Annotated in this window: 13 protein-coding genes; 1 reads left to right on the plus strand and 12 read right to left on the minus strand. The window is 45.2% G+C overall.

Annotated elements, in window-relative coordinates; all coding sequences use genetic code 11:
• Positions 1–4: 4 nt before the first annotated feature.
• From ACNURT_RS21695 to ACNURT_RS21750, 12 genes are all read right to left on the minus strand, one after another.
• Positions 5–730 (minus strand): DUF3826 domain-containing protein, encoded by a 726-nt coding sequence (locus tag ACNURT_RS21695; RefSeq protein ID WP_255366838.1) that lies wholly within the window; start codon positions 728–730, stop codon positions 5–7.
• Positions 731–742: 12 nt separating this feature from the next.
• Positions 743–3,499 (minus strand): family 78 glycoside hydrolase catalytic domain, encoded by a 2,757-nt coding sequence (locus tag ACNURT_RS21700; RefSeq protein ID WP_419699483.1) that lies wholly within the window; start codon positions 3,497–3,499, stop codon positions 743–745.
• Between the two features lie 3 nt (positions 3,500–3,502).
• Positions 3,503–6,289, minus strand: a complete 2,787-nt coding sequence (locus ACNURT_RS21705; protein WP_370997024.1) for a glycoside hydrolase family 2 protein — start codon at positions 6,287–6,289, stop codon at positions 3,503–3,505.
• Between the two features lie 8 nt (positions 6,290–6,297).
• Positions 6,298–7,752 (minus strand): sialate O-acetylesterase, encoded by a 1,455-nt coding sequence (locus tag ACNURT_RS21710; protein WP_419699484.1) that lies wholly within the window; start codon positions 7,750–7,752, stop codon positions 6,298–6,300.
• Between the two features lie 2 nt (positions 7,753–7,754).
• Positions 7,755–9,590: a six-hairpin glycosidase gene (locus tag ACNURT_RS21715; protein ID WP_090463461.1), complete on the minus strand. Its 1,836-nt coding sequence runs from the start codon at positions 9,588–9,590 to the stop codon at positions 7,755–7,757.
• On the minus strand, positions 9,583–10,533 hold the full coding sequence (locus ACNURT_RS21720) for a glycoside hydrolase family 43 protein (protein WP_370997026.1): 951 nt from the start codon (positions 10,531–10,533) through the stop codon (positions 9,583–9,585). The genes ACNURT_RS21715 and ACNURT_RS21720 overlap by 8 nt, the downstream gene beginning before the upstream one ends.
• Positions 10,534–11,919 (minus strand): glycoside hydrolase family 140 protein, encoded by a 1,386-nt coding sequence (locus tag ACNURT_RS21725; protein WP_090463458.1) that lies wholly within the window; start codon positions 11,917–11,919, stop codon positions 10,534–10,536.
• 191 nt (positions 11,920–12,110) lie between these two features.
• The gene (locus ACNURT_RS21730) at positions 12,111–15,209 is read right to left on the minus strand and encodes a DUF6298 domain-containing protein (protein ID WP_370997028.1); all 3,099 of its coding nucleotides are present in this window, start codon (positions 15,207–15,209) and stop codon (positions 12,111–12,113) included.
• Positions 15,210–15,446: 237 nt separating this feature from the next.
• A complete protein-coding gene (locus ACNURT_RS21735) occupies positions 15,447–17,108 on the minus strand; it encodes a polysaccharide lyase (RefSeq protein ID WP_090463455.1) in 1,662 nt (553 codons plus the stop codon).
• A gap of 56 nt (positions 17,109–17,164) precedes the next feature.
• Positions 17,165–18,973 carry a RagB/SusD family nutrient uptake outer membrane protein gene (locus ACNURT_RS21740; RefSeq protein WP_090463451.1) on the minus strand — a complete coding sequence of 603 codons (1,809 nt, stop codon included), beginning with the start codon at positions 18,971–18,973 and terminating at the stop codon, positions 17,165–17,167.
• Positions 18,974–18,985: 12 nt separating this feature from the next.
• Complete coding sequence (locus ACNURT_RS21745) at positions 18,986–22,171, minus strand: SusC/RagA family TonB-linked outer membrane protein (protein WP_090463448.1); 3,186 nt, start codon at positions 22,169–22,171, stop codon at positions 18,986–18,988.
• A gap of 104 nt (positions 22,172–22,275) precedes the next feature.
• Positions 22,276–22,941 carry a DUF3826 domain-containing protein gene (locus ACNURT_RS21750; RefSeq protein ID WP_090463445.1) on the minus strand — a complete coding sequence of 222 codons (666 nt, stop codon included), beginning with the start codon at positions 22,939–22,941 and terminating at the stop codon, positions 22,276–22,278.
• A 433-nt stretch (positions 22,942–23,374) separates the two neighbouring features.
• Between ACNURT_RS21750 and ACNURT_RS21755 the strand changes: the two genes are divergently transcribed.
• On the plus strand, positions 23,375–24,268 hold the full coding sequence (locus ACNURT_RS21755) for an AraC family transcriptional regulator (RefSeq protein ID WP_090465686.1): 894 nt from the start codon (positions 23,375–23,377) through the stop codon (positions 24,266–24,268).
• Positions 24,269–24,299: the final 31 nt, after the last annotated feature.

Here is a 24,299-nt window from a genome sequence, read left to right on the forward strand (position 1 = left end):
ATTATTATTTTTGAGTGACAGCTTTATCTTTTGCCGCTTTATCAGCAGCCTTTTTTGCAATGATGGCCTTGGTGTAATCGCCATATAGCTTGTGCCAGTTACGGCCGTTGCTGTTGAGGTATTGTTCGTTTTTGGTTTTGTAGATTTCGAATATGGCCGATACCTGTTTGATATTTTTAAAATCCACGGCCTGTTCGCGGGCCTGTTTCAGGTTAGCGAGAATGGTTGCCTCTTCAACAGTCGTCAGATCAGGTATTATGGATTTGTAGCCGGCCAAAGTAAAAGCCACCTTACCGATGGTATATTTATCAAGCACATTTTCCACCTGCTCTTCGGTTAAATCGGCACGTAAACCGGCCATCAGGTTTTCGTGAACAGATTTCGGCAGGGACGAATTGATGATGATCTGCCTGTCCATTGTGCTCAGCATCTTGCCCGTTGCAGGGTCAATACCTGCGGGAACCATTTCATATGAATGGTTGTTGTTCCAATCGCGGATTGCCTTAAGGTGGGTTGCTATTACATTTTTTACACGGATAGTCTTTGCTGTATCGGTAAGGGACAAGGAGGCAACCCAATCGGTAGCTTTTTTATCAACTTCGGCATCGGCTTTGGCCTGGGTCTCCGGCGTTGGAATTGATTTGGCCGCCTGCTGTTCCTGAGCATTAACAGTGCTTGAAAGCGAAAGCAATGCAATCAGCATAATACCCGCAATATTTAATTTTTTCATATCGATGTTTCTTTAATACTTAGCTTCAAAATCATAATCACCTGAACCTATGCTCAAAATGGCACGGCCATTTTCCATCTTCAGGGGCTTAATTTCTTTTATCCCTAATATTTTAGCCCCGCCCTCGGTTACTTCACTTATATTTTTTGCAGGCACATAAACCCGGGCCGAACTATTTGGCGGCACAGTGACATGCCAGTTAAAACTTTTTTTGGTGCTGGTATAATTACTGCGCACAAGGCCATAAGGCGTTTGGTACGAGGCATTAACACTATCCAATTCGCCAGTAATTGCGGGCTGCATAACCAATTGCTTAAAACCGGCATTAACTGTTTTTATACCGGCTATGTCCTGGTAAAACCAGGCAATCAGATCGCCCAGCAGCATAATGTGGTTACGGGAGTTCATAGCCGGGTTAGCGGTATCACCGTTCCACAATTCCCAAATAGTGGTTGCGCCCCTGTTGGCCATATAACCCCAGCTCGGGTAAGTTGTATTGGAGGCTATCCTCCAGGCCAGGTCAGGGCGACCAAATTCGGTAAGCCCCCGCATGAGCCATTGGGTGCCAATAACGCCCGTGCTGATATGGTCATGAGCGTCATTTATTTTTGCTACTATATTTTTAAATACAGCTTGTTTATTGGCAGTTGGAGTGATCCCGAAATACATCGGCAGCAGATTGGCCGTAACTGTATTATTGCTGTATTTTGACGTGGTTTTATCAAAGTATTTATCATTAAATGCTTTACCGATATTCTGTTTTATTGTGGCGAAAAACTGCGCATCAGCAGGTTTGTGCAGCATACGGGCAAACTTTTCCATCAGGCCCGAAAGATTGTAATAGTAAGCTGTCGCGATCAGTTGCCCATCGGTGTTAAGCGAAGAATCTTTGGCATGGATCAGCTCCGGAGATTCAGGAGGTACGCACCAGTCGCCATATTTATCTTTGGTGACAATGTTGTTTTTCATGTATTTAAACCGCATGTAATCCATCCACTTTTTCATGGAGGCATAGTTCTTTTCGATAGGCGCTTTATCCGCAAACTGCCGGTAAAGCATATCGGCCACCAAAATATAAGTGCCAGGCCAGGTCATGTTATCGCTGTAATAATTCCAGTAGGCCGGGGCTACGTCCGGTATAGCGCCGTCCGGCTTCTGCGATTGCGCGATATCATCCAGCCATTTGGCATAGAAATTATCGTTGGCGAACACAAAACTTTCGCCCAGCGAACCAACAGCACGGTCGCCCAGCCATGGCATCCGTTCGTTACGCTGCGGGCAATCAACCGGCATACCTTTATAGTTGCTCAATATTCCCCAATAAGCATTATGATAAATCTTGTTGACGATATCGTTGGATGTTTCGAAATGGCCGATGGTCGGCAAGGCATCGTAAACAACATGTCCCTCAAAATCATTTAATTCGGGCTTACCGGGATAACCGCTGATCTCCACATACCGGAATCCGTGATACACAAATACGGGGTGCCAGATCTCTTCTGCTCCACCTTTCAGCGTATACACATCGGTTACTTTGGCGTCGCGCAGATTGGCTACATAAAGCTCATTGTTAGGCTGCGCGGTTTCGGCATATCGAAGGGTTACTTTATCGCCCCTGTTCCCTTTCACCCGCATTTGAAGCCAACCGGCCATGTTTTGCCCCAGATCCAGGATCCATACATCTTTTTTCAATTGATTGATGCCGATGGGTTTGATGGTATCCATTACCCTGATGGGCTCGTTCATCTGCGCATCAAGCTTGCCGCCGGGTGCCTGTACTAATTCGGCCTTAAGCCATTGGCTGTCATCAAAGCCTGGCTTGCTCCATCCCGGAAATTCTTTGGTGGCATCGTATTCCTCGCCATCATACTCGTTATTGGTACGGATAGGGCCATCGGCAGTGAATTTCCAGTTGTTATCGCTTATGATGGTTTGCTTTGTACCATCATTATATTCTACCTCCAGTTGCAGCAACATTTTTGGAAAACCAAACTCCTTGATCTTTTTAGGCTTGTATTTTGGGCGCATGGTAAAATAGCGGCCATTGCCCAATACCGTTCCGATGGCATTGTCACCTTTTTTCAAGTGATCTGTAACATCAAACGTGTTGTACTTGACAGATTGGGTATAATCCGTAGGGGCCTGGGCCAGGACCTGGTCACCAATGAGTTGACCGTTCACATATAATTCGTAATGGCCAAGACCAACTATATAAGCCGTAGCTTTTTTAATGCCCGGCTTCAAATCAAACTGGCAACGGTAATACCGCGCCGAAAGACGGGAAAACTTCGATACGCTATCCCAGGCAAAACCGCGGTCGCAGCCTATCCATTTGGCTTTCCAGTCGGTGGGGTTTAAAAGGCCTACACTCCATTTTGCCGGTTTGCTCCAGGCCGTTGCACCATTGTTAGTCCACACCCTAACTTTCCAGTAACACGCTGCACGGCTATCTAACGCCTTACCCGAGTAGTTAACCATAACAGATGCATCAGAACTCACTTTATGCGAATCCCACAGGTCACCCCGCCCTGCTGTTAACTTTTCGGGAGTTGAAGCTACCAGGATTTGATAGGCTACCTGGTTTGTGTTACGAGCATCACTTGTGATCTGCCAGCTTAAGCGAGGCTTTATTGTGCCGATGCCTAAAGGATTGTTCAGCATTTCACAGCGCAGGTTTTGTAAACCGATGCGGCTATCCGCATAGCAATTGCCGGGGCAGTTTACAATAACCGCAGCAGCCAAAATGAGATATGTGAATATCCTTTTCATTTATTATTTACCCGAAAAATCAAAATACAGGTTGAGCGTGAGCGCATCTTCTATATTCCTATCGTAATTAAAATATTGGTTCTTTTGGCCCCCAGGCCCAAGTTTTTCAGGCTTTTGCGATTTGGTTCCTATCGGGGTTATACCGTGCATAAACGAGATATCGCCCGAAGGAAAAAGCGGGGCAGTGTTGTACACATTTTTAGGATTGGCTGGGTTAAACAACCTCATGAACACATCCCTGCTATTGCAAACAATGGTTACCGGCTGCCCGGTGGTTTGCAGTTTCATCCAGTAGAGGTTGGAGTAATAGCCTTTAAATTCGGGGTAAACGACCTTGCCTTGCCCGGTTATGGTATTGTTGTAAGTTTTATCCCAAACGCCCAGCGAAGTACCTTTCATCCGGTTTTTCCATACCCGGTAAGGGCCATCGCCCATATAAGTAACACCTTTGATCTCTTTTTCGGGGAAAGAAAAATTGACACCCATCAGGGTGGCTTCCTCGCCAATAGGCCAGTATTTAACAACAAGCTGCACCCAGCCCGATGGGTAGATCGTCCACTTTAATAAAGGCTCGGATTTTTTAGGTGGGAATACTGCTTCAACTATTAGGTTATCCCCATCGTAATGATAAGTGAGTTTTTGAAAACCTGTTTGATCCTGCCCTTCAACTAATATTGGCCCGTTGTTAAAAGGGATATCGCCTTTGGCATTTTTTACACTAACCAATATGCCCGAATTGCGGTTAAAAGCCAGCTCTATACCATTGCCGGTTCTCACATTATACAGCGAATCGGTTTCGCTGATCAGCGCTTTGTTTCCTCCTGTTTTGCTAATGATACGGTTGGTGATTTGATCATGACTGCTTATCGGAAAACTCCATGTAAACAGTTCATGCTTGTTTACATCAAATGCAGAGATATACAGTATATCAAAATTTTGCCAGCCTTTGGGTAGTTGTAATTGCAGGTTCCCATACTGCCGCGGTGCAACATCCGGCGAAGCGATGCTACCGGTTTTAGTTTTTGAACTGGCACCATTGGGCGTAGCCAGTTTATAACTGAATGTGCATTGTTTGAGGTTGGTGTAAGAATATCTGTTCTCTAAGCGAAGCGCGGCATTGAAAGCTGGCGTTATCTCCCGAGGTTCAAGATAAACTGGACTCCAGATCTCTTTGATGGCGTAGTAACTTCCCTCTTTTTCATGATACGGGCCGATGATTCCATCGGGGCCGTGATCGCCGTCGCTGTCGAGTTCGCCGTTCTTATCGGTGCGAACCACAGCTTCATCAGCAAAATCCCATATAAATCCACCTGCCGAAATTGGCGTATGCCACATCTGTTTCCAGAAATCATCTAAACCAGCACCAGCACCGCCGTCGTACAGGCCATGTAAAAATTCGGTTGGGAAAAATATGTCATGACCGTTGATGCCGGTATTGGTACCGTAGTCATAATTGATATAATGCTGTGTATTTGTTCCCCGGAAGATGCCCCATGGGTGGACCAGCGGCCGTTTCTGAATATCCAACTCATCAAACCAATGATCGAGGTTAAAGTTAAAACCGCCTTCGTTACCATTATCCCACACCACAATGGAAGGGTGATTAATATCTTTTTCGATAAGTTCCTTTGTCAACTTTGAACCAACTACGTCATCATAAGCGTGGTGCCAGCCAGTGAGTTCGTCTAACACAAAAAGGCCTAAAGAGTCGCACACATCCAGGAAATGATCATCGGGCGGATAATGCGACATGCGTACGGCGTTCATGTTCATATCCTTCATCAGCTGTACATCTTCAATGCTGATCTTTTTATTGAGCGCCCTGCCTGTTGTCGGCCAGAATGAATGGCGGTTTACGCCTTTAAATTTAATCTTCGCGTTGTTTACGTAAATGCCGTCGTGCGCCCTAAGTTCAACCGTACGGAAACCGATGCGCTGTTTTACTGTATGAACAGCTTTGCCATTCTCATTCAGCGTAAATACCACATTATACAGGTTAGGAAACTCCGGCGACCATAATTTAGGCGAAGCAAGATGCATACTGATATAAGCAACGGTGTCACCAGCATTAACCTTCACAAAAAACGGAGCGCCGAACTTTTGCCCTGCCTGTGTATAAACTTGCCCTGTTACCGAGCCCGATTTTACAGAAACCAGTCTGAGTTGCGCCTTTATATTACCATTAGCTTTAGCATCAACAGCATAGTAGCTGATGTGAGATTTTGGCGATGCTTCCAAAAATACCGGCCTGAAAATACCGCCAAAGATCCAGAAATCACCCTTGCGCTCGGCCGCGTTCACCGATGCGTTGGCAGAATGTTTAGATACCGTTACCTCCAGCAAGTTCGGTTTACCGTAATTGAGCAAAGCGCTTACATCATACTTAAAACGGTAAAATGCGCCCTGGTGAACTGGCCCTGCCGATTTGCCGTTTAATTTCACCTCAGTATCGGTCATAGAGCCATCAAAAACAATATTGATGGCTTTGCCCTGCCATGATGCAGGCACATTAAACCCGTATTTATAAAGGCCTTGCTCTTTACCCTTTACACTATCCTTCGCAAGTCCATAATTGTATTTGCCAAAGCCTTGAAACTCCCAATTTGATGGCACGGGGATGGTAGTCCATTTGCCGGCGTTATTGCCCCCGGTACAGTAAAACTGCCAGTTTACGGTATGATCGCTGCCGGTGCCCGACAGGAACAGCTTTTGTGTTTCCTGGGCACGGGCTGCTATCCCGCTTATCACAAACAGCAAAATAATCCATATTTTAAAACAGGCAGATCTCATTAGTATATTCAGTTAGCAGTTAAGGTAAACTTCAAAGGGTTATCCGTGCGGAAGGATGCAGCAGGCAAACCATCCTTATTATAAAAATTGGGCTGTGCAGATTCCGACCAGGCAAAACGCACGGCTACGGGTTTGGTAATCGATCCGGCAGATACTTCAACCGTATTGTCTTTTATTGTAGCGTTGGCCGCAACAAAATTTCCATCGGCACCGGCAATGGTAAAATCGGTAAGCGGTTTACCATCATGGCTTGTTAGTCCGGCACCTATGTGATCAAATTCCAGAATGATCTTGTTGCGGCTTATCTTCATGCTTTTATACACCGGCCCTGAAAAAACTACAGGGTGTTTATAGGTATTGGCCAATGCCTGTAATTCCAGCCTCCGGCCTACCTCCCATTTAAAAGGCGGGTGGATATTTTTAAGGTCATCGTTCAGGTCGGTAGTGATGATCATACCTGTATGCGGAACCTGCAAGGCGGCGGCCTGTGCTTCGCGAAATTCCGGCTCAGTGAACGGTGTATACGTTACCGGTCCCTTACCCTGGGTATAGTAATAGGGCGCTATCTGCACGTAGTAAAACGGCAGTGTTTTATCGCCCCATAATTTGCGCCAATTGTTGATGAGCGCTTCCATTTTGTAAGTATAGCTGATGGTTTCGCCTAAAAAGCAGTTGCTTTCGCCCTGGTACCATAAAAAACCTTTAAGTGCAAACGGGGCAAGCGGTTCAATCATTTTAGTATAGAATTTACCTGGATCGCCATCGATCTTAATATTGTTTGCTTTGAAATATGGGATAGCATCAAAACCCTCCCGCGATACCCATGGCTCTATCCGGCTTCCGCTCACTGCCGATGAAATAATACCCACCGGTACTTTCAAATCATACTGCAGGTTTTTAGCAAAGAAATACCCCGCCGCCGAAAACGCTCTCAAAGCCGAATCCTCGGCAACACTCCAACCAGAATGGATAGAATCAGGCTTAATCAAGTTTTTCTGCGTAGTGAGGAAAATCCTGATCTGCGGGTTATGCGCGCGTTCCAACTCATCAACCGGGGAATTTTCCGTACTGGTATCCGGCTTTTTCACTTTGCTGTTCTTGCGCATTTCATACTGCATATTCGATTGACCGGAGCAAAGCCATACCTCTCCTACTAAAATATTTTCGAGCTTAATCGTGTTTGTACCTGATATAACCAGCGTTGCGGGCTTGACAGATGCCGGCATTGGATCAAGTTTCACTATCCATTTGCCAGATGCATCGGCTGTGGTTGTTTTGCTCTGTTTATTGAACTTTACAGTCACCTTTTCGCCGGGCGACGCGGTACCCCAAACGGGTACGGGGGCATTACGCTGCAATACCATATTGTTGCCCAATATTTTAGGCAAAACCACCTGCGCCCCGGCAATCCCGGAGCTGAGCAGACAGATCGTCAACCAACAATATTTTATCAGGCGCGGCATTATTAGTAATTACTTGTTTTAAATGACTTGATATAGAAAACTGCTTGCTTCGCGGTTTCGCCGGCGTTTGGACGATCATAGTCCTGATCGGTAGGCGTATCGGCATCCGGAAACCTTCTGATATCCCCGGTACGGAATACAACCCGGTTTACGCTCAGCACCGGGGCAAAAAACAGCCCGGTAAGTACATCCTTACCATTTACATTCACAGTGTAAAAGCGGGTATCTGTATTCAGCTTTATCACTACATGGAACTGGGTATCTCCCTCATATTTCATGAAGTTTTTGTTACGGTACCCGGCCTTTGTCCTGAATTGCCCGGCAGAATCAAGCGTAAGCCTGATAGCAGCAGTACCTTTCTCATCCTGAAATTCAATATCCAGCATACCGGTGTTGTTTTGCCCGGCTGTGATGGTGAAATCGGTCATTAATTTTTTTGAAACAGGTACTACCCGCTCGGCTTTGGCAAAATCAAAAGGGTCGCTGTCTTTTAATGTCAAAGCACGTTCTCCGTCTGGTGTTTTGTCGATATCCGCAGGTGCCCATTGCGGGCTATAGGTATTCCATTTTTCCAGTTCTTTGCCGGCCGGCAGTTGGTTAAAAACTTCATTGGCATGTGCATCCGCCTTTTCGGTGATCGGTACCGGGATCGATGATACCCAGATATCCTCCTTGTTCATGCTATAGGTTACCCAAAGCTTGCCATCGGGCGGGGTACCGTTCCCTTCCTCAATACCACGCACATATTGCGGACCGTATGATTTATAAGCCCCGCCATAACGCATGGTGGTGATCTCGCCGTTAACCAGCAAAAGGTTGGTATAATCCAATCCATCCTTACTAACCGATAATGCCAGCGGCCAACGGAATTCCGATGGATTGTACACGGTAACATATTTACCATCAGATGTGCGCTGCCCCCAGATCTTGGCGTTGGCATTTACAAAACGCGGCGCGCGGGAAGCGTTGGTAGGCCATGTTTTACCGTTATCGGTACTGATAGCAGTAAGGGCATATTTCCATAAGCCAACAACCCGGCCATCGGGCAGGTGATAAAAGTTAAATGCTTTATAATCTTTATGCAGCGGGATCAGAGGGTCTTTCTTATTCGTTTCTTCTACCCACTGCATCATCATCAGCGGATTGGCCATCAGCTCATCACAGGCCTGTACAAAACCTTTGTCCTTACTGGTTTTATAAAAAGGAAATGAGGTATTCTTTTCGTTCCATTTAGGGTTATAATGGATAAAATATATCGGCCCGAATTTGCCGTTCGGCAAAACTTCGCGCACCACGCGGCCTATGCCTAAGCCATCGTTCGGATCGTCATGACCGTCTAAACAAATACCATAAAAGCCCAACACCAACAAGCGTTTTGACTTGGAAGTATAATAGCCCATGCGCTGGTGCATCACCGAATACAGATCTTTAGCCACTCCGGGATACCCTTCTTTAGTAGTACCATCAGGGATTTTATATTGAGGAAAAACCACCGTGGGTTTCGACCATGTTTCGCCATCCTTCGAGGTTATGAGCAGGGTTTGGCCTGGCGGCACGCTTTCGCCTACCTTATCGCTCAGGTATTCAACATAAAATGTATTATTCCAGTAAGCCAGCATGGGGGCATGGTTATAGGTAAAGCCATAACCGTCGGCCAGTTCAGGATGCTTCCGGTTGGCCCGGAAGATCTGCTTACTATGCACACCAATTACCGGCGTCAGTTGCCCATGATGATAATCGACATTGGCAACCGTATTACCGCTGTAATGCACGATATCCTGTGCCTTGGCAATCCCGGCCATCGATATAAAAAACAATATGATAATAAACTTATTCATGTTTAGCTTCCTTAGTTTGCCCGGCTGCCTGTAAAAGCTGCCCCAGCTGTTTTTTGGTGACTTTAAATATGGTACCATGCTTGTGCCCTACCGGTACGCTTACGCTATCGGCCAGATCTATAAAAGTTTTAAAGTCGGTTGTGCGCATAGCACCATATCTTTTTAAGCGGTACGAATCGTAATAAATAAGCCAACTGTTACCCGCCTTAGTCATGCTCGGGCCTTCGCTGTATGGTTCCGTAAATCTTGGTGTATAATTGCTGTAAGGCCCTAAAGGATTGTTGCTAAATGCTACCAAGATGTTACGATTGGGCCTTGTGTTATCCTTCATAACCAGCGCATAATCATCTTTTGCCCGCTTTACGATCTCCGCATCAATTACACTAAAGCCCGGATCAAGGAAAAGCTTTGAGGGACTAAACGTTTTAAAATCTTTGGTAGTAGCGTAGTAAAGGCGATGGTTATTATTCTCATCCTCCTGTCCTTTTGGAAACCTAAATGGAACAGTTGAGGCCCAAACAATAATGAAATATTTGTTCTCGTCATCATAAAACAACTCCGGTGCCCATGCATTCACCGCGGTAGGTTCATTGGCCATTACCTCAATATGTTGTTGTGCCGACCAGTGTATCAAATCCTTTGAACTGGCATAACCGATGCCTTTATCGTTTTTCCAGCCAGTCGTCCATACCAGATAATATGTACCATTGGGCCCCTGCACGATGGAAGGATCGCGCATGATCCTGGCATCGCCAACTTCAGGTTTAATAAAGATGTGGTCTATAGCGTTCCAGTGATAAGCGTCATAGCTATACAAAAAGCGCAAACCTTCATTGGCCGGCTCATGAAACGATGTAAAAAGGTACACGCTTTTACTTGCCCTGCATGAAAACATCAATGCAAGAGCTAATAATAAGCTGATATGTTTAATTGTCCTGTTCACTTATATCGCATCAATAATGAGCACCCAGTCGTTACCGTTTGATATTTTGCCGGGCGGTTTAAATTTGATTGTTTTGGCTTTCGCGAATGTGCCGATAGCTGTAATTTGTCCGTTACGGGGATTAAACCAGGAAGCTTTGAGCTTTGTACCTTCCAGTTTATCCGTATTTACATTGATTTCCCTGCCAGTATAGGTATATAAAAAGGCGTAGTTTGTGCCACGGGTAGCGATGAGCCTGTTATACTTTTCGCCGTTATTACCGGCAATTAATGACTGATCCGGTATACGATCAAGATACGGGCGCGAAAGCATCAGCTTTTTCAGGTAATCCATCTGTTTTGCACCGGGATCGTTAACCGAATTATACCAATAGCCTTTCGAGCCATATGCGCTGCCTTTATCTGTTGGTTTGTGCATTTGCATCACGTCATTATCGCCATAAGTATAACCACAGGCCCCGGCAAAAACCGACCAGTAGCCATAGCGCCTTACATCCGCAGCCGTCCAGCGGGGTAGTTTGATATCATGTAATCCGTAAGGGATTTTTTCGTACGATGGCTCGGCATCAAGCGTTGGTTTTACGGGTGATAGATTGTAATCCGTTTCCACATAGCGCCAGTTGTCTTCACCGTATTTTAAATCTTTTTTTGAAGTATCCTGTACATAAGTACGATGGCCGGACTGAAAGCAATTGAAATCTAACCAGCTTTCGTTATGAAACCATTTTGATGATTGTGTTCGTCCCCGCGGGTGGTAGGTAATGAGATGCGAGCCGTCCAAATCATGCAAAGTATTACCAATAGAATTCCAGGTTTTCCCTGAATCTGAACCGGCAATATCACCGCCATTCATCCAGATCACATTTGATCGTTCACGGTATCTTTTGGCTAAAAATCCGGCATACACTTTCGCTTTTTCAGCACCAATGTGGTTCTCTTTTACAACCGATCCCCAAACGGGTACGAGCGCCACGTACAAACCTTTTTCGGCAGCCTTGGTAATGATCCAGTCGATATGGTCCCAGTAATCATACGCCCTTCCCTTACCGAAAGTGTTGCCGGGAGTTATTTTAGGTTGAGCTATATTTTTATTGTTCAGGGCCGAATCGCCATAGGCATTGGTTTCCTTGATGCTATGCACCACCATCACCTGGATCACATTAAAGCCCTGCTTGGCGCGAGTATCAAGGTATTGTTCGGCTTCTTCCCTTTTTAATTTAGAGAATAGCAGCCAGCCGGTATCGCCTAACCAGAAAAAAGGCTTATCGCCGGCCATAAAGTAGCGATGGTTGGTGGATATGCTTAAAGGCGGCATAGTTGTTTCATTGCTTTTAAATGCAAAAAACAAACAGGCAATGGCAATTAATATGGTGGCTTTTTTAAGCATAATATAGTAACGATAGCATTTTTTAAAGTTCTCCTCTTGAAGGGGGCGCGTTGGGTTGAGTGATGGCAGGGGTGTGTTTGATCCGCGGTTTATTATCGCTTTAATAAACACAACCCTCCGCCCCTCTCAAGAGGGGAATCGCACTGCCCTATGCCCGCTTTTTTATTCTTTTATGTATTTTTTCAAATCATTTAATTACGTCTCAACCACAAAATAGCAACCCCGTTCCCCTGTCCGTTAATTTCTGTGTTAGCGGCACCTGTTATCGTTTCTTCACCACGCAAGAGTTCGCCGGTTTTTGGATCGATCCATTGTGCTTTGTAACTGATACCAGCTGATAGATCAAGATGGATCTCACCGCTATTGCTGTAAATAATATATCCTTTTGACGATGCCAGCCCCCATTGGTCTTTTGGCGAACCGGGCAACGCAATGGGTTTCATACCGCTTGCATCAGTTAGGAAAGCTTTATTGGTACCTGCAGGCAGCACGGGTAATGATCCCCCAGCCATAAATACCGCCCAGCCGAAACGGTCATAATCATCGGCAGAAAACAATACCGCTTTATCAGGATATTTAGTGCGATACTCATGTACCGCCCGGTAAACCTGTTCAAATGATGCAGCCTTGGGTTTAAAGATCCGGGCTTGCTGGCGTGGTGCCAGGCTTTGGCCACCAATGGGTGCATAAGCCGTTCCGTTGGCCTGGTAATACCAATAACGGATGTCGATCACGTTGATAACCGAAGCAGTTGCCGGATCGGCAAGGATGGCGTCCTGTACATCCTTGGTAGCGCTTAAGCCAATAAATTGTTTCTTTTTATGCGTTGCTTCCCATTGCTTAATAGTTTCAACCCAAAACTTCATAAAATGCAGCGGACCGGTAAATTCCGCCCCGATTTGCTGGATCACCCCGGTGTTACCGGCAAAGTTGTCCATACATTTATTGATGTACGCAATGTGAAGCTTGCGCCTTGATGGATCGTTTTCGTCATAAAACTGCTCGGCCATAAACTGGCGCTTGTCACCGGCGTAAGGTACAGGCTCGGGGAAACCGGTGCCGTTAATATTGTTTGCTGTGCGCCACGGAAAGTCGGTATAATGCGCGCCAGCCTCAATAATATTATGCTGAAAATAGTTTTGATGAACCAACACCAGGCCTTTCTGATCGGCGAGATCAGCAAATTGTTTCAAGCGGCTCCAGTACCAGGTATTATATTTTGTAAGGTCGTATTTGCTTAAGCCGTCGTAAGCCAGTTCCTTTCCGCTGCGCGCGAAGGGTAGTTCATAAAACGGGGCCCAAACATCGCCATCCATCCTGCGGATGCGCTCGTGATCATCGCGGCGGCGGTCATACCATAAACCGTAATTATGCTCAAAAACTACGACATTATCTTTCCGCATCCAATCAGTTACAGCGTTCAGGTCATCAGTTAAACCTGTACCGGTTTGGCCGGGTACCCAGCGGGTGATGGCCGGTTTGGCTTCCTTTTCGGTATAATCAGGATGAACGGTGCCGCTCCACCATGGGGTTTCAAAATGCCTGCCTGTTAATACCACATTACCACGGGTTAACCAGCCGTTGGTAACAACCATTTTGGGAGCTAACGCAGCAGTTGCAGCAGTTTTGTATCCTATTTCATCAATAATTTTTGCATTTGCAGATGAAGTATTAATCGAATTTCTTTTAGGTGCCTGATCTATCCAGTTGCTGATAGTTACCGCAGATTTCCGGGCAGCGGCCATCAGCTCAGCAGCCTGTTCAACCGTCGGGCTGCTTGATGGTTCGGTAGCCGGATACAAGATCCCGGCCTGTTTAGTTACGTCTTTATTCAGTCGGTTAGCTAATTGCGTGTAGTAAAAACTTCTTGGGCTTATGGTGCTGTTTGATGTACTCCAGTATCCATCACCGGCAAATTGTGCCCAGGTGCCAAAAGCCCAGTTTTGAGCGGTTGGAGGTTGATAGCAATCAACACGGGCGGCAGTACAATTCCAAAACAAACTATTAGCGGCGCTCCATCCGGCGCCTTGTCCGTCCTGCCCCCGGTTCATATAACTTAACGGTTGCCCATCTATATTGGCAATATCAAATAAAACACCAGATGCCCAGCTATCGATACCTCCGCTAAAGCTTAGCGAGCCTGCCGACATACATTGTACAAAAGCATTTGGTCCCGGCGCACAATATCCGGTAGCAAAATCATGAAAGCCCTGCTCAGAATATAAGCGCTGAAAAAGGTTTTGCCCGCCCATGGTTAAAAACGTGTTGCGGCGCTGCCCACCTATTTCAGAAACCGGTGCAAGTGACTTACAATCCTCAACCGTGATGCGGTTACCTGTTGGTGCAACAAATACTGCCGAACCTGCAAAATGTTCAAATGTTACCTGGCGTACCCAGGCATCACTCACGTTTTCCATGGTGATGGCCACCCAACGGTGGGCCTCGTCTTTAGCATTAGCTGTATTATATGCCGACTGTAGTTTTATATTTTCGACACCAACTTGTGCAATCCTGCCAGGCCATTGATAAGAAGCTATTAAGCCGCCTCCATAAGCCGAATCTAAAGCTGTTGTTAAAGGAGCATCAAGGGTTACCGCGTTGCCATCAACCGCAACCACTTTCCTATCCCAGTAAATATCACGCTCGCCGGGTTTCCAGGCTAAAGCGGTCAAGTCACCTCCAAAATGGTCAGTTTTTATTGTATTGATCCATGCCTGCGTACTTGGGCGGTGGATCAAAACCATGTCGCCGGTTTTAATACCTGCGCCATCGGCAATGTGCAGGGTATTGGCATTTACCGGCACATAAGTATCGGTAATTTTAATTTCTTTAGATGTTTGCCGGTCACTTTTTCCGGTAATATGAATAAAAGTTTCCCTGTCGGTTCCGGCTGCAAATAATACAGTACCATTGGCAGCCATCCCGCTTCCCCGTAAAACAACGCCCGAAGCCTTAATTTTAAGACTGCCGTTTACCTGGTACACGCCTTTATTGAGCAATACTGCTCCGCGGAAACCATCTTTATCGGCAGGCAAACCGGCCACGTAGTCTAAGGCAGCCTGGATCCTCAATGTACCGTCACCGGCCTTTAGGGGCACTACAACTTTTACAGGCACAAATGGGACCGGTTTTTCGGAAGCCATATACCCACAGTACGAATAATCGGGAATGCGGTCGCCGTTGGGAGCGACTGTGTAAACCAGTTTGCCGTTTTTGTCGGCAGCTACAGGCGGTTGCGGTTTAGGAGCTTTCTTTTTATCCTGCGCAAATAAGGGGGTATGCAAAAGCATCCCCCCAGTCATTAAACCAACCAAAAAATAAATCCTTATAAACCTCAATCCCCGCATTATAGCAGTTTTTTAAAATGTCATTCATTGCCGTTGGTTTTAACCAACGGTAACAGAAGCTAAAAAATCCCGGCTTTAGCCTAAATATGCAAGCTGCATTTGGGCTAAAGCCCTCTTTGTTCCCATTTAATTATTCCGTTGGTTAAAACCAACGGCAATGATCTTCTACAATGGCAGCCTTTATTTCAAAGCAGCCAGTTTCTTTTCGCCTTTGGCAGCTACCGTATTTAAATATACTTCGATATTGGTATAACCGCCACCATTTTTTGCAGGCAGCGCCGAATCGTTTTCGTCTTTAGGGTTTAAACCATGTGCCAGTTCCCAGGCATCAGGCAAACCATCATTGTCCGAATCTTTATAGGGCGTACCTTTATATTCAGGGTAACCGCCAACCTGCCATGGGGCAGTGATAATGCCAAGTTTGTACGAGTCTTTAGGCAGTTTACGCACTTTAAACTGGTAAGCGGTATCGGTTTCCATTTCCTTATAAGTGATTTTACCCGTGCGTACCTGTTCAGTGATGCGCACATCCACCGGGTCGCGTTTTGGCAATGTCGCGCCGGCGTTTGCGATGACAAATTTAAAGGCATCCTTTGCCGACATGATAGTTAACGGCGGCATAGGGAAAGGCTCGTTGGCTTTCATATAATCCTTGTACGGGCCTGCATCAGGTAACTCCTTACCGCCAGGTCCTTCAACCTGGATACCGCCGTTCCATGCATTTTTAGTAACTTCAGGATAACCTTCCATGATATTGCCTGAGGCGTAAACACGACCGAATACTTTTTCTTTCAACTTGCTCCTGCCCGATTCCGGTTTCAGGATGCGGTGGCCAACGGGCTCGTTTTTAGGTGTAACCGGCCCTGGTTTAAAGTAGTTATTGATCACGTTATAATTGGTGGTGTAATCGCCGCCGTCCATTGAGCGATGGTGCCAGTTAAATACGACGTTGTTTACAAAGTTGTAAACACCATTCCAACCAACTGATGGGTTACGGCCGGTATTATCGGCCCAAAGGTTACGCATCAATGAGCTGTTTTCGCCGCCTGTTGTTGAACCGAAAGCATGGTTCCAGTAGTCAAGCGATTCGGAATAGATACAGTTTTGGATAGTGATGTTCACAGTACCCAGTTTCTCTTCTTTCGAGCCATCGCCCGGATCAAACATATGGCGGTACATGGAAAAATTTTCGTCCAAACCCCAGCTTGCAGATACGTGGTCGGCAATGATATTACCAACCGGGTTGCCGCCTAAAGCGTCATCACGGCGGCCAACATTGGTTTCGCCGCGGCGGAAACGCATATAGCGGATTACAACGTCATGCGTGTTCACCCAAAATGATTCGCCGGCAATACAAACACCGTCGCCCGGAGCAGTTTGCCCTTCAATACTGATATATGGCGCTCTTACAATGATCGGAGTTTTGATGCGGATGATACCCGCGACGTTAAATACTACGATGCGTGCGCCACCTTTTTCACAAGCCTCACGCAAAGTACCCGGGCCGCTATCCGCTAAACTGGTAACTACATATACCTTGCCGCCACGACCTCCAAAAGTAAATTTACCACCGCCTTCGGCACCTGGGAAAGCCGGGATCTTTGCCTGAGGCAGATCGGTTGGACGCGCGGCCCATGGTACATATACTTTTCCCCGGCGCTGATCGGCCTGTATTATAGGCAGGGCAACCGCCCATGCTGAATCTGAACGACGGGTAGCCTCTTTCATCAAAGCTTCACTTTCTGCTTTAACCTTCTCCGGTATCTCCGGGTATTGGGCAAAAGCCGGTTTAGCTAAACCCAATGCCGCTGCTACTAAAAATAAAGCTGTGTGTTTTTTCATATGCTATATAATGTATTCTCTTGTTAAAGTGGCGCACCCGCCGTTCAATTAATTGATTATTGAAGCGGATCAAACGGCCCGCCCCAGGTGTTGTTTTGCTGTAAATTGACATTGTTTAACAATGCAGCCGCGGGGATGCCGAAAAAGTAATCGCCCGCCTGAACCGCGATGGTATACGAATCCAAAGTTTTTGTTTTAACAGTGAACAATGTGCTGTACATATCATCTAAAGATGCCGCTGCGGAAGCATCACGTGTACCGGTGATATAATCTTTGCCGCTCGCGTTGTTGTTAAGCGTAACTGTAAGCCCCGTCCTCTTTTTACCGTTCAACGTGCTTTCGAGCAGTTTACGGCGACGAAGGTCCCAGTAACGTTTACCTTCAAAAGCAAACTCAATTTTCCGCTCGTTCATGATAGCTGTAATCATCTGGTCAGGGCTCATACCTGCGTCTAAACCATACAGGTTATCGGTACCTGCCTCAATCCCTGCACGTTTCCTGATAGCGGCAATATTGGTATAACCGGTGGTTACATTACCCAATGCGGCGGCGCATTCTGCCTGGTTTAGTAAAACCTCGGCATAACGGATCTCCATCCAATCGGTACCTACATATGGTGCATTGGCTACACTAACGTTTGGATCGATAGCTTTACGCAGGTAAAATCCGGAATTTGTTGCTGATGCAGGTTCAGTAGTTTTAACGCCCGATCCATCTGCCTTATTGTAGTAAAAGTAGGTCCACAAACGGTATGAAGTGTTACTGTTTATAGGCCAGTTACAACCATTGTATGCTATAGTTTTGTTAAACCTTGGATCGCGGTTATCAAAAAACTTTGAATCGTCATAAGCATATTTTGCTGATGCTCCCGGAGCCTTACCGTCAAGCATTGGGTATGATTTTACAATATCCCAGGTAGGTTGGTTTGAACCACCTTTAGTACCTAAATAAGCCGGACGGGTTGCGTTATCATAAGTATTGTTATTTTGGTTTTGATCGCTTGTTGACGTGTTAAAACCGGTAACCAAAATAGCTTCAGGGTTGCTGCCACTTTCGGTAAACCACATGTTATCGTACGATGGGTTTAAACCGTAATTATTGGCGGTCAGGATCTGCATTGCCTTATCATTTGCATCAGCAGCGGTTTGCCAGCGTGCGGCATCATTGCTTGGATTAAACTGAGGACTTGCATAGGTCAACAACACTCTGCCTTTAAATGAGGCAGCAGCTGCCGATGTGATCCTGCCGTAATCACTTCCGTTCCATTTTGCGGGCAGGTATTTGATACAGCTGTCGAGGTCGCTCACAATTTGTTTAAAGCACTCAGAAGTTTTGTTACGAGGCAATAAGGCCGCGTTTTTGGCATCCTGGCCAATGGCATCCAGCGGTTTTAATACCAGCGGAACACCACCGTATAGCCTTACCAGATCGAAATACCGGAAGGCCCTCCAAAAATAAGCCTGTGCTTTATACCTGTTTTTGGTAGAAGCCGGTAAAGTACTGGCATCAAGGTCCTGCAGGGTTTGGTTAATGTTACGGATACGGCCGTAGTTATTGGTGATGTTTACCGATGTACCGATATCACCAACGGTTTCAATAGTAACAGTTCCTTTTACAAAAGCGTTATCACTGTAAAATTCGTCGCACTTATCACCGCCGCCGCCTATAGCTCCGCCGGTGTCGCCAAACCAACCCGGCTGATTAGCAGTGTACAGGTAATTGATGTTTAATATAGCAACCGTTGAGTCATTAAATACCTGGCTTGGGGTGCTATGGGTAAGATCCTCTTTATCGAGCACCTTTTTACAGTTTGTAAACAGGGCTGATACGATCAAAGCTGCAAATATGGTTTTAAATAATTTCATGTCTTTCAAAGTTTAGAAGCCTAAGTTTAAACCAAAAGATACTGTACGTAAGTTCGGATATGCACCAAATGGTGATGAAATGTCACGATAATGATCAGGGAACGGGTTTACAAAGTTGATTGGGTTTGTAGCTACCACATATGCCCTTATGCTTGACATGCCGAGCCTTTTGGTTAAACCAACAGGCAGGGTATAGCTTAAATTAGCGCTGGAAATATTCCAGGTAAAGGGACTAACAAACCAGAAATCACTTGTAGCACTCACATCGTCTGAATAATAAGGATCGGGATATTTAGCATTTGGGTTAGATGGGGTCCAGTGGTCGGTCCAAAATACCGGCCTGTTCTGGTTAGCTGTAGCCTGTTTAATGGCCGCGCTCTCAATTGACTGGTTACCACCCCAGCTCATGCCCATCACCACATTTAAGCTTAAAGTTTTGTATGTGCCGCCAAAGTTCAGACCAAGATTGTAGTGGTTTGATGCTTTATGACCTAAATAAAACTGATCATTAACATCATTTTGTTTGATGATACCATCGCCATTTTTATCAACATAGTTGATCATACCGGGAGACGGAGTATAACCGAAGATCTTAACGTTTTGCGCACCACCGGCGGCGGCAGCCCTTTGGGCAATGATAGCATCAGCATCGGCTTGTGTACGGATGATACCAAGCGATTTGTAACCCAGTGTACCGGGATCACCTGATTTACCAGTCAAATCCTGGATGGTACCAACCTGTGCGGCAGCGATATCATATTTGATATATTTATTATCGCTCCAGGCAAAGAACGGGCTGAAACTATAACTGAAGTTTGATCCTATCTTATCCTTCCAGCTTGCAGAGATCTCGTAACCGAAAGTATTGATGATGCCATAGTTTTCGGCAGATGGCGCTGCACCAATAGTTACCGGAACAGAGGTGTTTAATGAAGCAAGCATGTCATAGCGGTGCTCCCAGAAATAATCTGCAGAAACTGATAAGCGGTTATTCAGAAAAGCAGCATCCAAACCGTAGTTCGTTTTTAAGTCGTGGTCCCAGGTTAAATTAGCGTTAGGGATAGCGATATTTAACAGCGCACCCAAACCCCTGTCGCCATTGCCACCGAAAACCGCGCCGCCTTTGTTACCGGTACCAAACTGGTAGTTAACCGCGTATAAGTACGATGGTGTATTATCAGAACCCAGCAAACCAACCGATCCCCTGAATTTCAGCAGATCAACAAAGCTTACTGATTTAAAGAAATTTTCTTTTGAAAGCACCCAGCCTACTGAAGCGGACGGAAAATATCCCCATTGATGGCCCGGCGCAAAGTTGGTATTAGCATCCGCTCTCATGGCCAGTTCAACCAGGTATTTATCGGCATAAGCATAATTTACCCTGCCAGCAACAGCCTTACGGCCATATTCTTTTACCAAAGTAGCCTGGTTTGATGACTGATCGCCGGTGGTGAAGTTCTGGTTGTCTTTTCCGCCCACAATTACTCCGATGACCTCAGCTGCCACACCTTCGCTATATGATTCGTACTGCTCATATAATGCCAGCGCAGTAATTTCATGTGCACCAAACTTTTTGTGATAAGTGAGGTTCGCGTTGAACTGGTAATTATCGGCCAGTGACGGGGTAAGGCGAACCTTGTCACCATTTTTTATGGCTTTTACGCCTACTACAGTCCCTCCCGGAATATGGTTGTTATCCCCTTCGCCGGAATATTGATTGTAATAAAATGTTGAGCCATATTGCTTGTTGAAAGCATTATTTATGTTACGGTTATAGCTTACATTGGCCGTTAGCCCGCTAATACCCGGAATTTCATAACTCAAATTGGCTAAACCATTAAATATGGTATTATTATTACCTGTGTAGTTATTGGAGTTTTGAACAGCAAAAAAGTTAAGGTTATCGTTATTGCTGGTTCCTAAGTATACAGGGTGTCCGTCAATAAAATATTTTTGCCATGGTGGTGCCTGGTTAAGCGACAGAAAGTCGTTGTCCGGACTTTCACTGGTGCTTGAAAGCTTATACCAGTATATTTTGCTTTTGGCGAGATCTTCGCTCAATGACAATGACAGTTTTAAGCCTTTTGCCACCTTTGCATCAACACTCGCCCTAAACCCAAAGCGGTTGGTATTTACACCTTTAAAGTTAGAGTTTTGATTTACATAGTTAGCACCTGCAAAATAAGTCACCTTGTCGTTACCGCCTGTTATGCTAAGCGCGTTACGGGTTGTTACTGCCGGTTTAAATGCCTGCTCCAAAAAATTTTGATTATTAGCTTTGAAATAGTCAAGCTCATCAGGCGTGTAATATTTTAAATCTTTATTGCTTAAATCGCCGTTGATATAACCTTCGGGAGTGATGGTATGGTTATACCTTGTTTGCTCAACATCATTTAAATAGGTAGCCATCTGAAAGCCCGACATCATTTTAGGCAATTGAATGGCATCGGCCACACCAACAGAGGAGCTAAAGCTCACCTTTGGCCCGCCGGCCTGGCCACGTTTGGTTGTTACAACAATAACACCGTTCGCGCCCAAAATACCGTAAATGGCCGCTGCAGCATCCTTCAGTATCGAAATGTTCTCAACCTCGCTTTGATCAAGCAGGTTGAAATCTGATTCGGTACGCTGCACGCCATCAATGATATATAAGGGTGTAGTACTGCCGCCATTTTTTGCCAGGAAAACAGGGTTACGGATAGTGATTGTTCCGCTTTGGCCCGGCCTTGCAATACCTCCGGTTACACTAACCGCGGCATTTGTTCCGCGTAGCGCGGCCGCAAGGTTGGTAGTAGGGATATCCTGAATAGCTTTCATATCCACAGGCGCAACCGCACCCGTTAAGTGGATCTTCTTTTGGGTACCGTAACCTACTACTACCACCTCGTCAAGGGCATTTTGTGATGGCATCATTTTAAAATCGGCATTCATTTCGCCAATTTTCAATGATTTTTCCTGGTAATTGTACCCAAGAAACTTAGCTCCAACCACAATAGCTTGCAGGTTAGTAGCCTTAATTGAATATTTACCATCGGCATTGGTAATAGTGCCGGTGGTGCTGCCTTTTACCTGGATGGCAACTCCCGGCAAAGGAGCACCTTTTTCGTCCACAACAGTACCTGTTATGTTACGATCCTGGGCTTTTAGCGCACTGCCTATGCACAGCAACACCGAAAGTAAGAGGAAAAGTTTTCTCATAAACTTGATAATTTAATTTTCATGATCAGGTTAATTAATTGGTATAATTGGTTTGCCCGGCTAAAGCTTATATCATGATACCGGGAATATTAGGTTAGTTCAAATTATTGTTTTGCGGCTTGCCGCTCCTTGATCCTTTTTTGCCATTCTTCCCCCTCCTTTTTCATATCATAGCCTTGTGCAGACAGATAGTTATTAATGCGGCCCTTAAACTTGCCAAACCACGCATGTTTTTTTTCCGCCGATTCTGCATCTATCGCGTTCTCCCTTGCTTCCAGCAGCCACCCTTTTATCTTACCTTTTTGTTCTTCGGTAAGATTAGGGATTTCGTCCTGGTAGGCAGTGTAGGTAATGGGATAGATGCGATAGGTCATGCCGTCTTTTATCTTGTCAACCTCATCGGCACTTACCTCTTTGTTCAGCTTTTTGATATATGAAGCATGTAGTACTTTAACCTGCTTTACCGCATCGCTGTCAACAAGGGCAATTTTGGCGTTGGCCCCGGCTTTATCGTCACCCATTTGCGTTTTGATATCGTTCACTTTTGTTTTACGGGCATCATAAACGGCATTCAAACCGCTGTACTGCGCAACCACAATATCACGTACCTTTTTAAATTTCACCGAATCGGTAATGCCGGCCCCCGTAACAATTTTGTTTGCGCGTTCGGTAATCACCTTTATATAGTTATTATCGGTTGCTGTTTGTGCAAAAGCTACGTTGCCTGCAACTGATAATAACAATATTGCTATATATTTAAAGTGTTTCATGGTTGTTTCAATTGGTTAAATTCTTTATACAGCTTATCTAAAGCCTTCAAAAAGTTTATAATATACTGCCATTTTTTACTTAATTAATTGTTTACATTACAATTAATTAAGTATTAAAATCTTGTCAGTTCTAAAAGCCTGATAAAAAGTATAATTAATTTTATTGGTTTATTCCCTGGTATCTTGCAGCCTGATTTACAAGTTGCTTTAACAAATATCAATGGTTAGCCTTTGCGTTTCCTGTTTGTATTTATCCATTTATTATACAATCTTATCATAAGCTATTTTTCCTGTTCAGCTAAATTTTTGTCAAAAGAAAATTACATTGCTGCAAATTCGGTTTAATTAAAAATTGCTACTTTTAAAAATATAAACCGACGAGGCGCGCACCTAATTGCCGACCGGCCTGCTAACCTTTATTGATTTTTACAAAATGAAGCCCCATTTTCTCAAGGTTGCGGTAAAACCGCAAAATTCATTCAGTATCAGGCACGATATTTTGCCCACCTTCCGCGGCATCTGGCACTACCATCCTGAGCTTGAATTACACTTCGTAATCAAGGGCGAAGGGGTTAGGTTTATTGGTGATAATATCAGCAATTTTTCGCCTGGCGAAATTACATTGCTTGGTGAAGCCCTCCCGCACTGCTGGCGGTGCAAGGATGAATACTTTTTGCCCGAATCCGGATTGAATGTTGAGGTAATCGTAATCCATTTTTTGCCAGACTGTCTCGGTCGTTACCTGTTAAATTTACCCGAAGCATTCATGTTGCCCAAACTTTTTGAAAAGGCCAAAAGTGGTATGGTCATCAAGGGCGAGGCAAAAACCGAGTTGGCCAAACTGATGCGGCAAGCGGTTGAGGCTACTAATCTCGACAGGATCATTATCCTGCTTTCGATATTAAAAGTGCTGGCCGAAAATGAAGACTTTGAACCGATAACACTGTCGCACAGTGACTTTCACCAATCCAACGAATCAGATACCATCCGCCTCAATAAAGTATGTTCATATACACTGGCCAATTATAAACAGGAGATCAGCCTGGAAAAAATAGCCGCTATTGGCAACCTGAGCGTTACCTCCTTTTGTCGATATTTTAAGCTGATGACCAAGAAAACTTATTTTGATTTTTTAACCGAGATCAGGATCAGTCATGCCTGCAGGTTTTTGATAGAAGATAAATTGCCTACCGAGGTTTTGTGCTTTGAATGCGGCTATAATAATATTTCAAACTTTTACCGGCACTTTAAAAGGGTTACCGGCATGACCCCGCTTGAATATAAACGCCGGTATATTAAAGGACAAAAGCAGGCAATTTCTGCTTGATTTAGTGAAGTCTTAAGTTGTTAGTCAGAAG

The organism is Mucilaginibacter sp. NFX135, from assembly GCF_048565145.1.
GTDB lineage: Bacteria > Bacteroidota > Bacteroidia > Sphingobacteriales > Sphingobacteriaceae > Mucilaginibacter.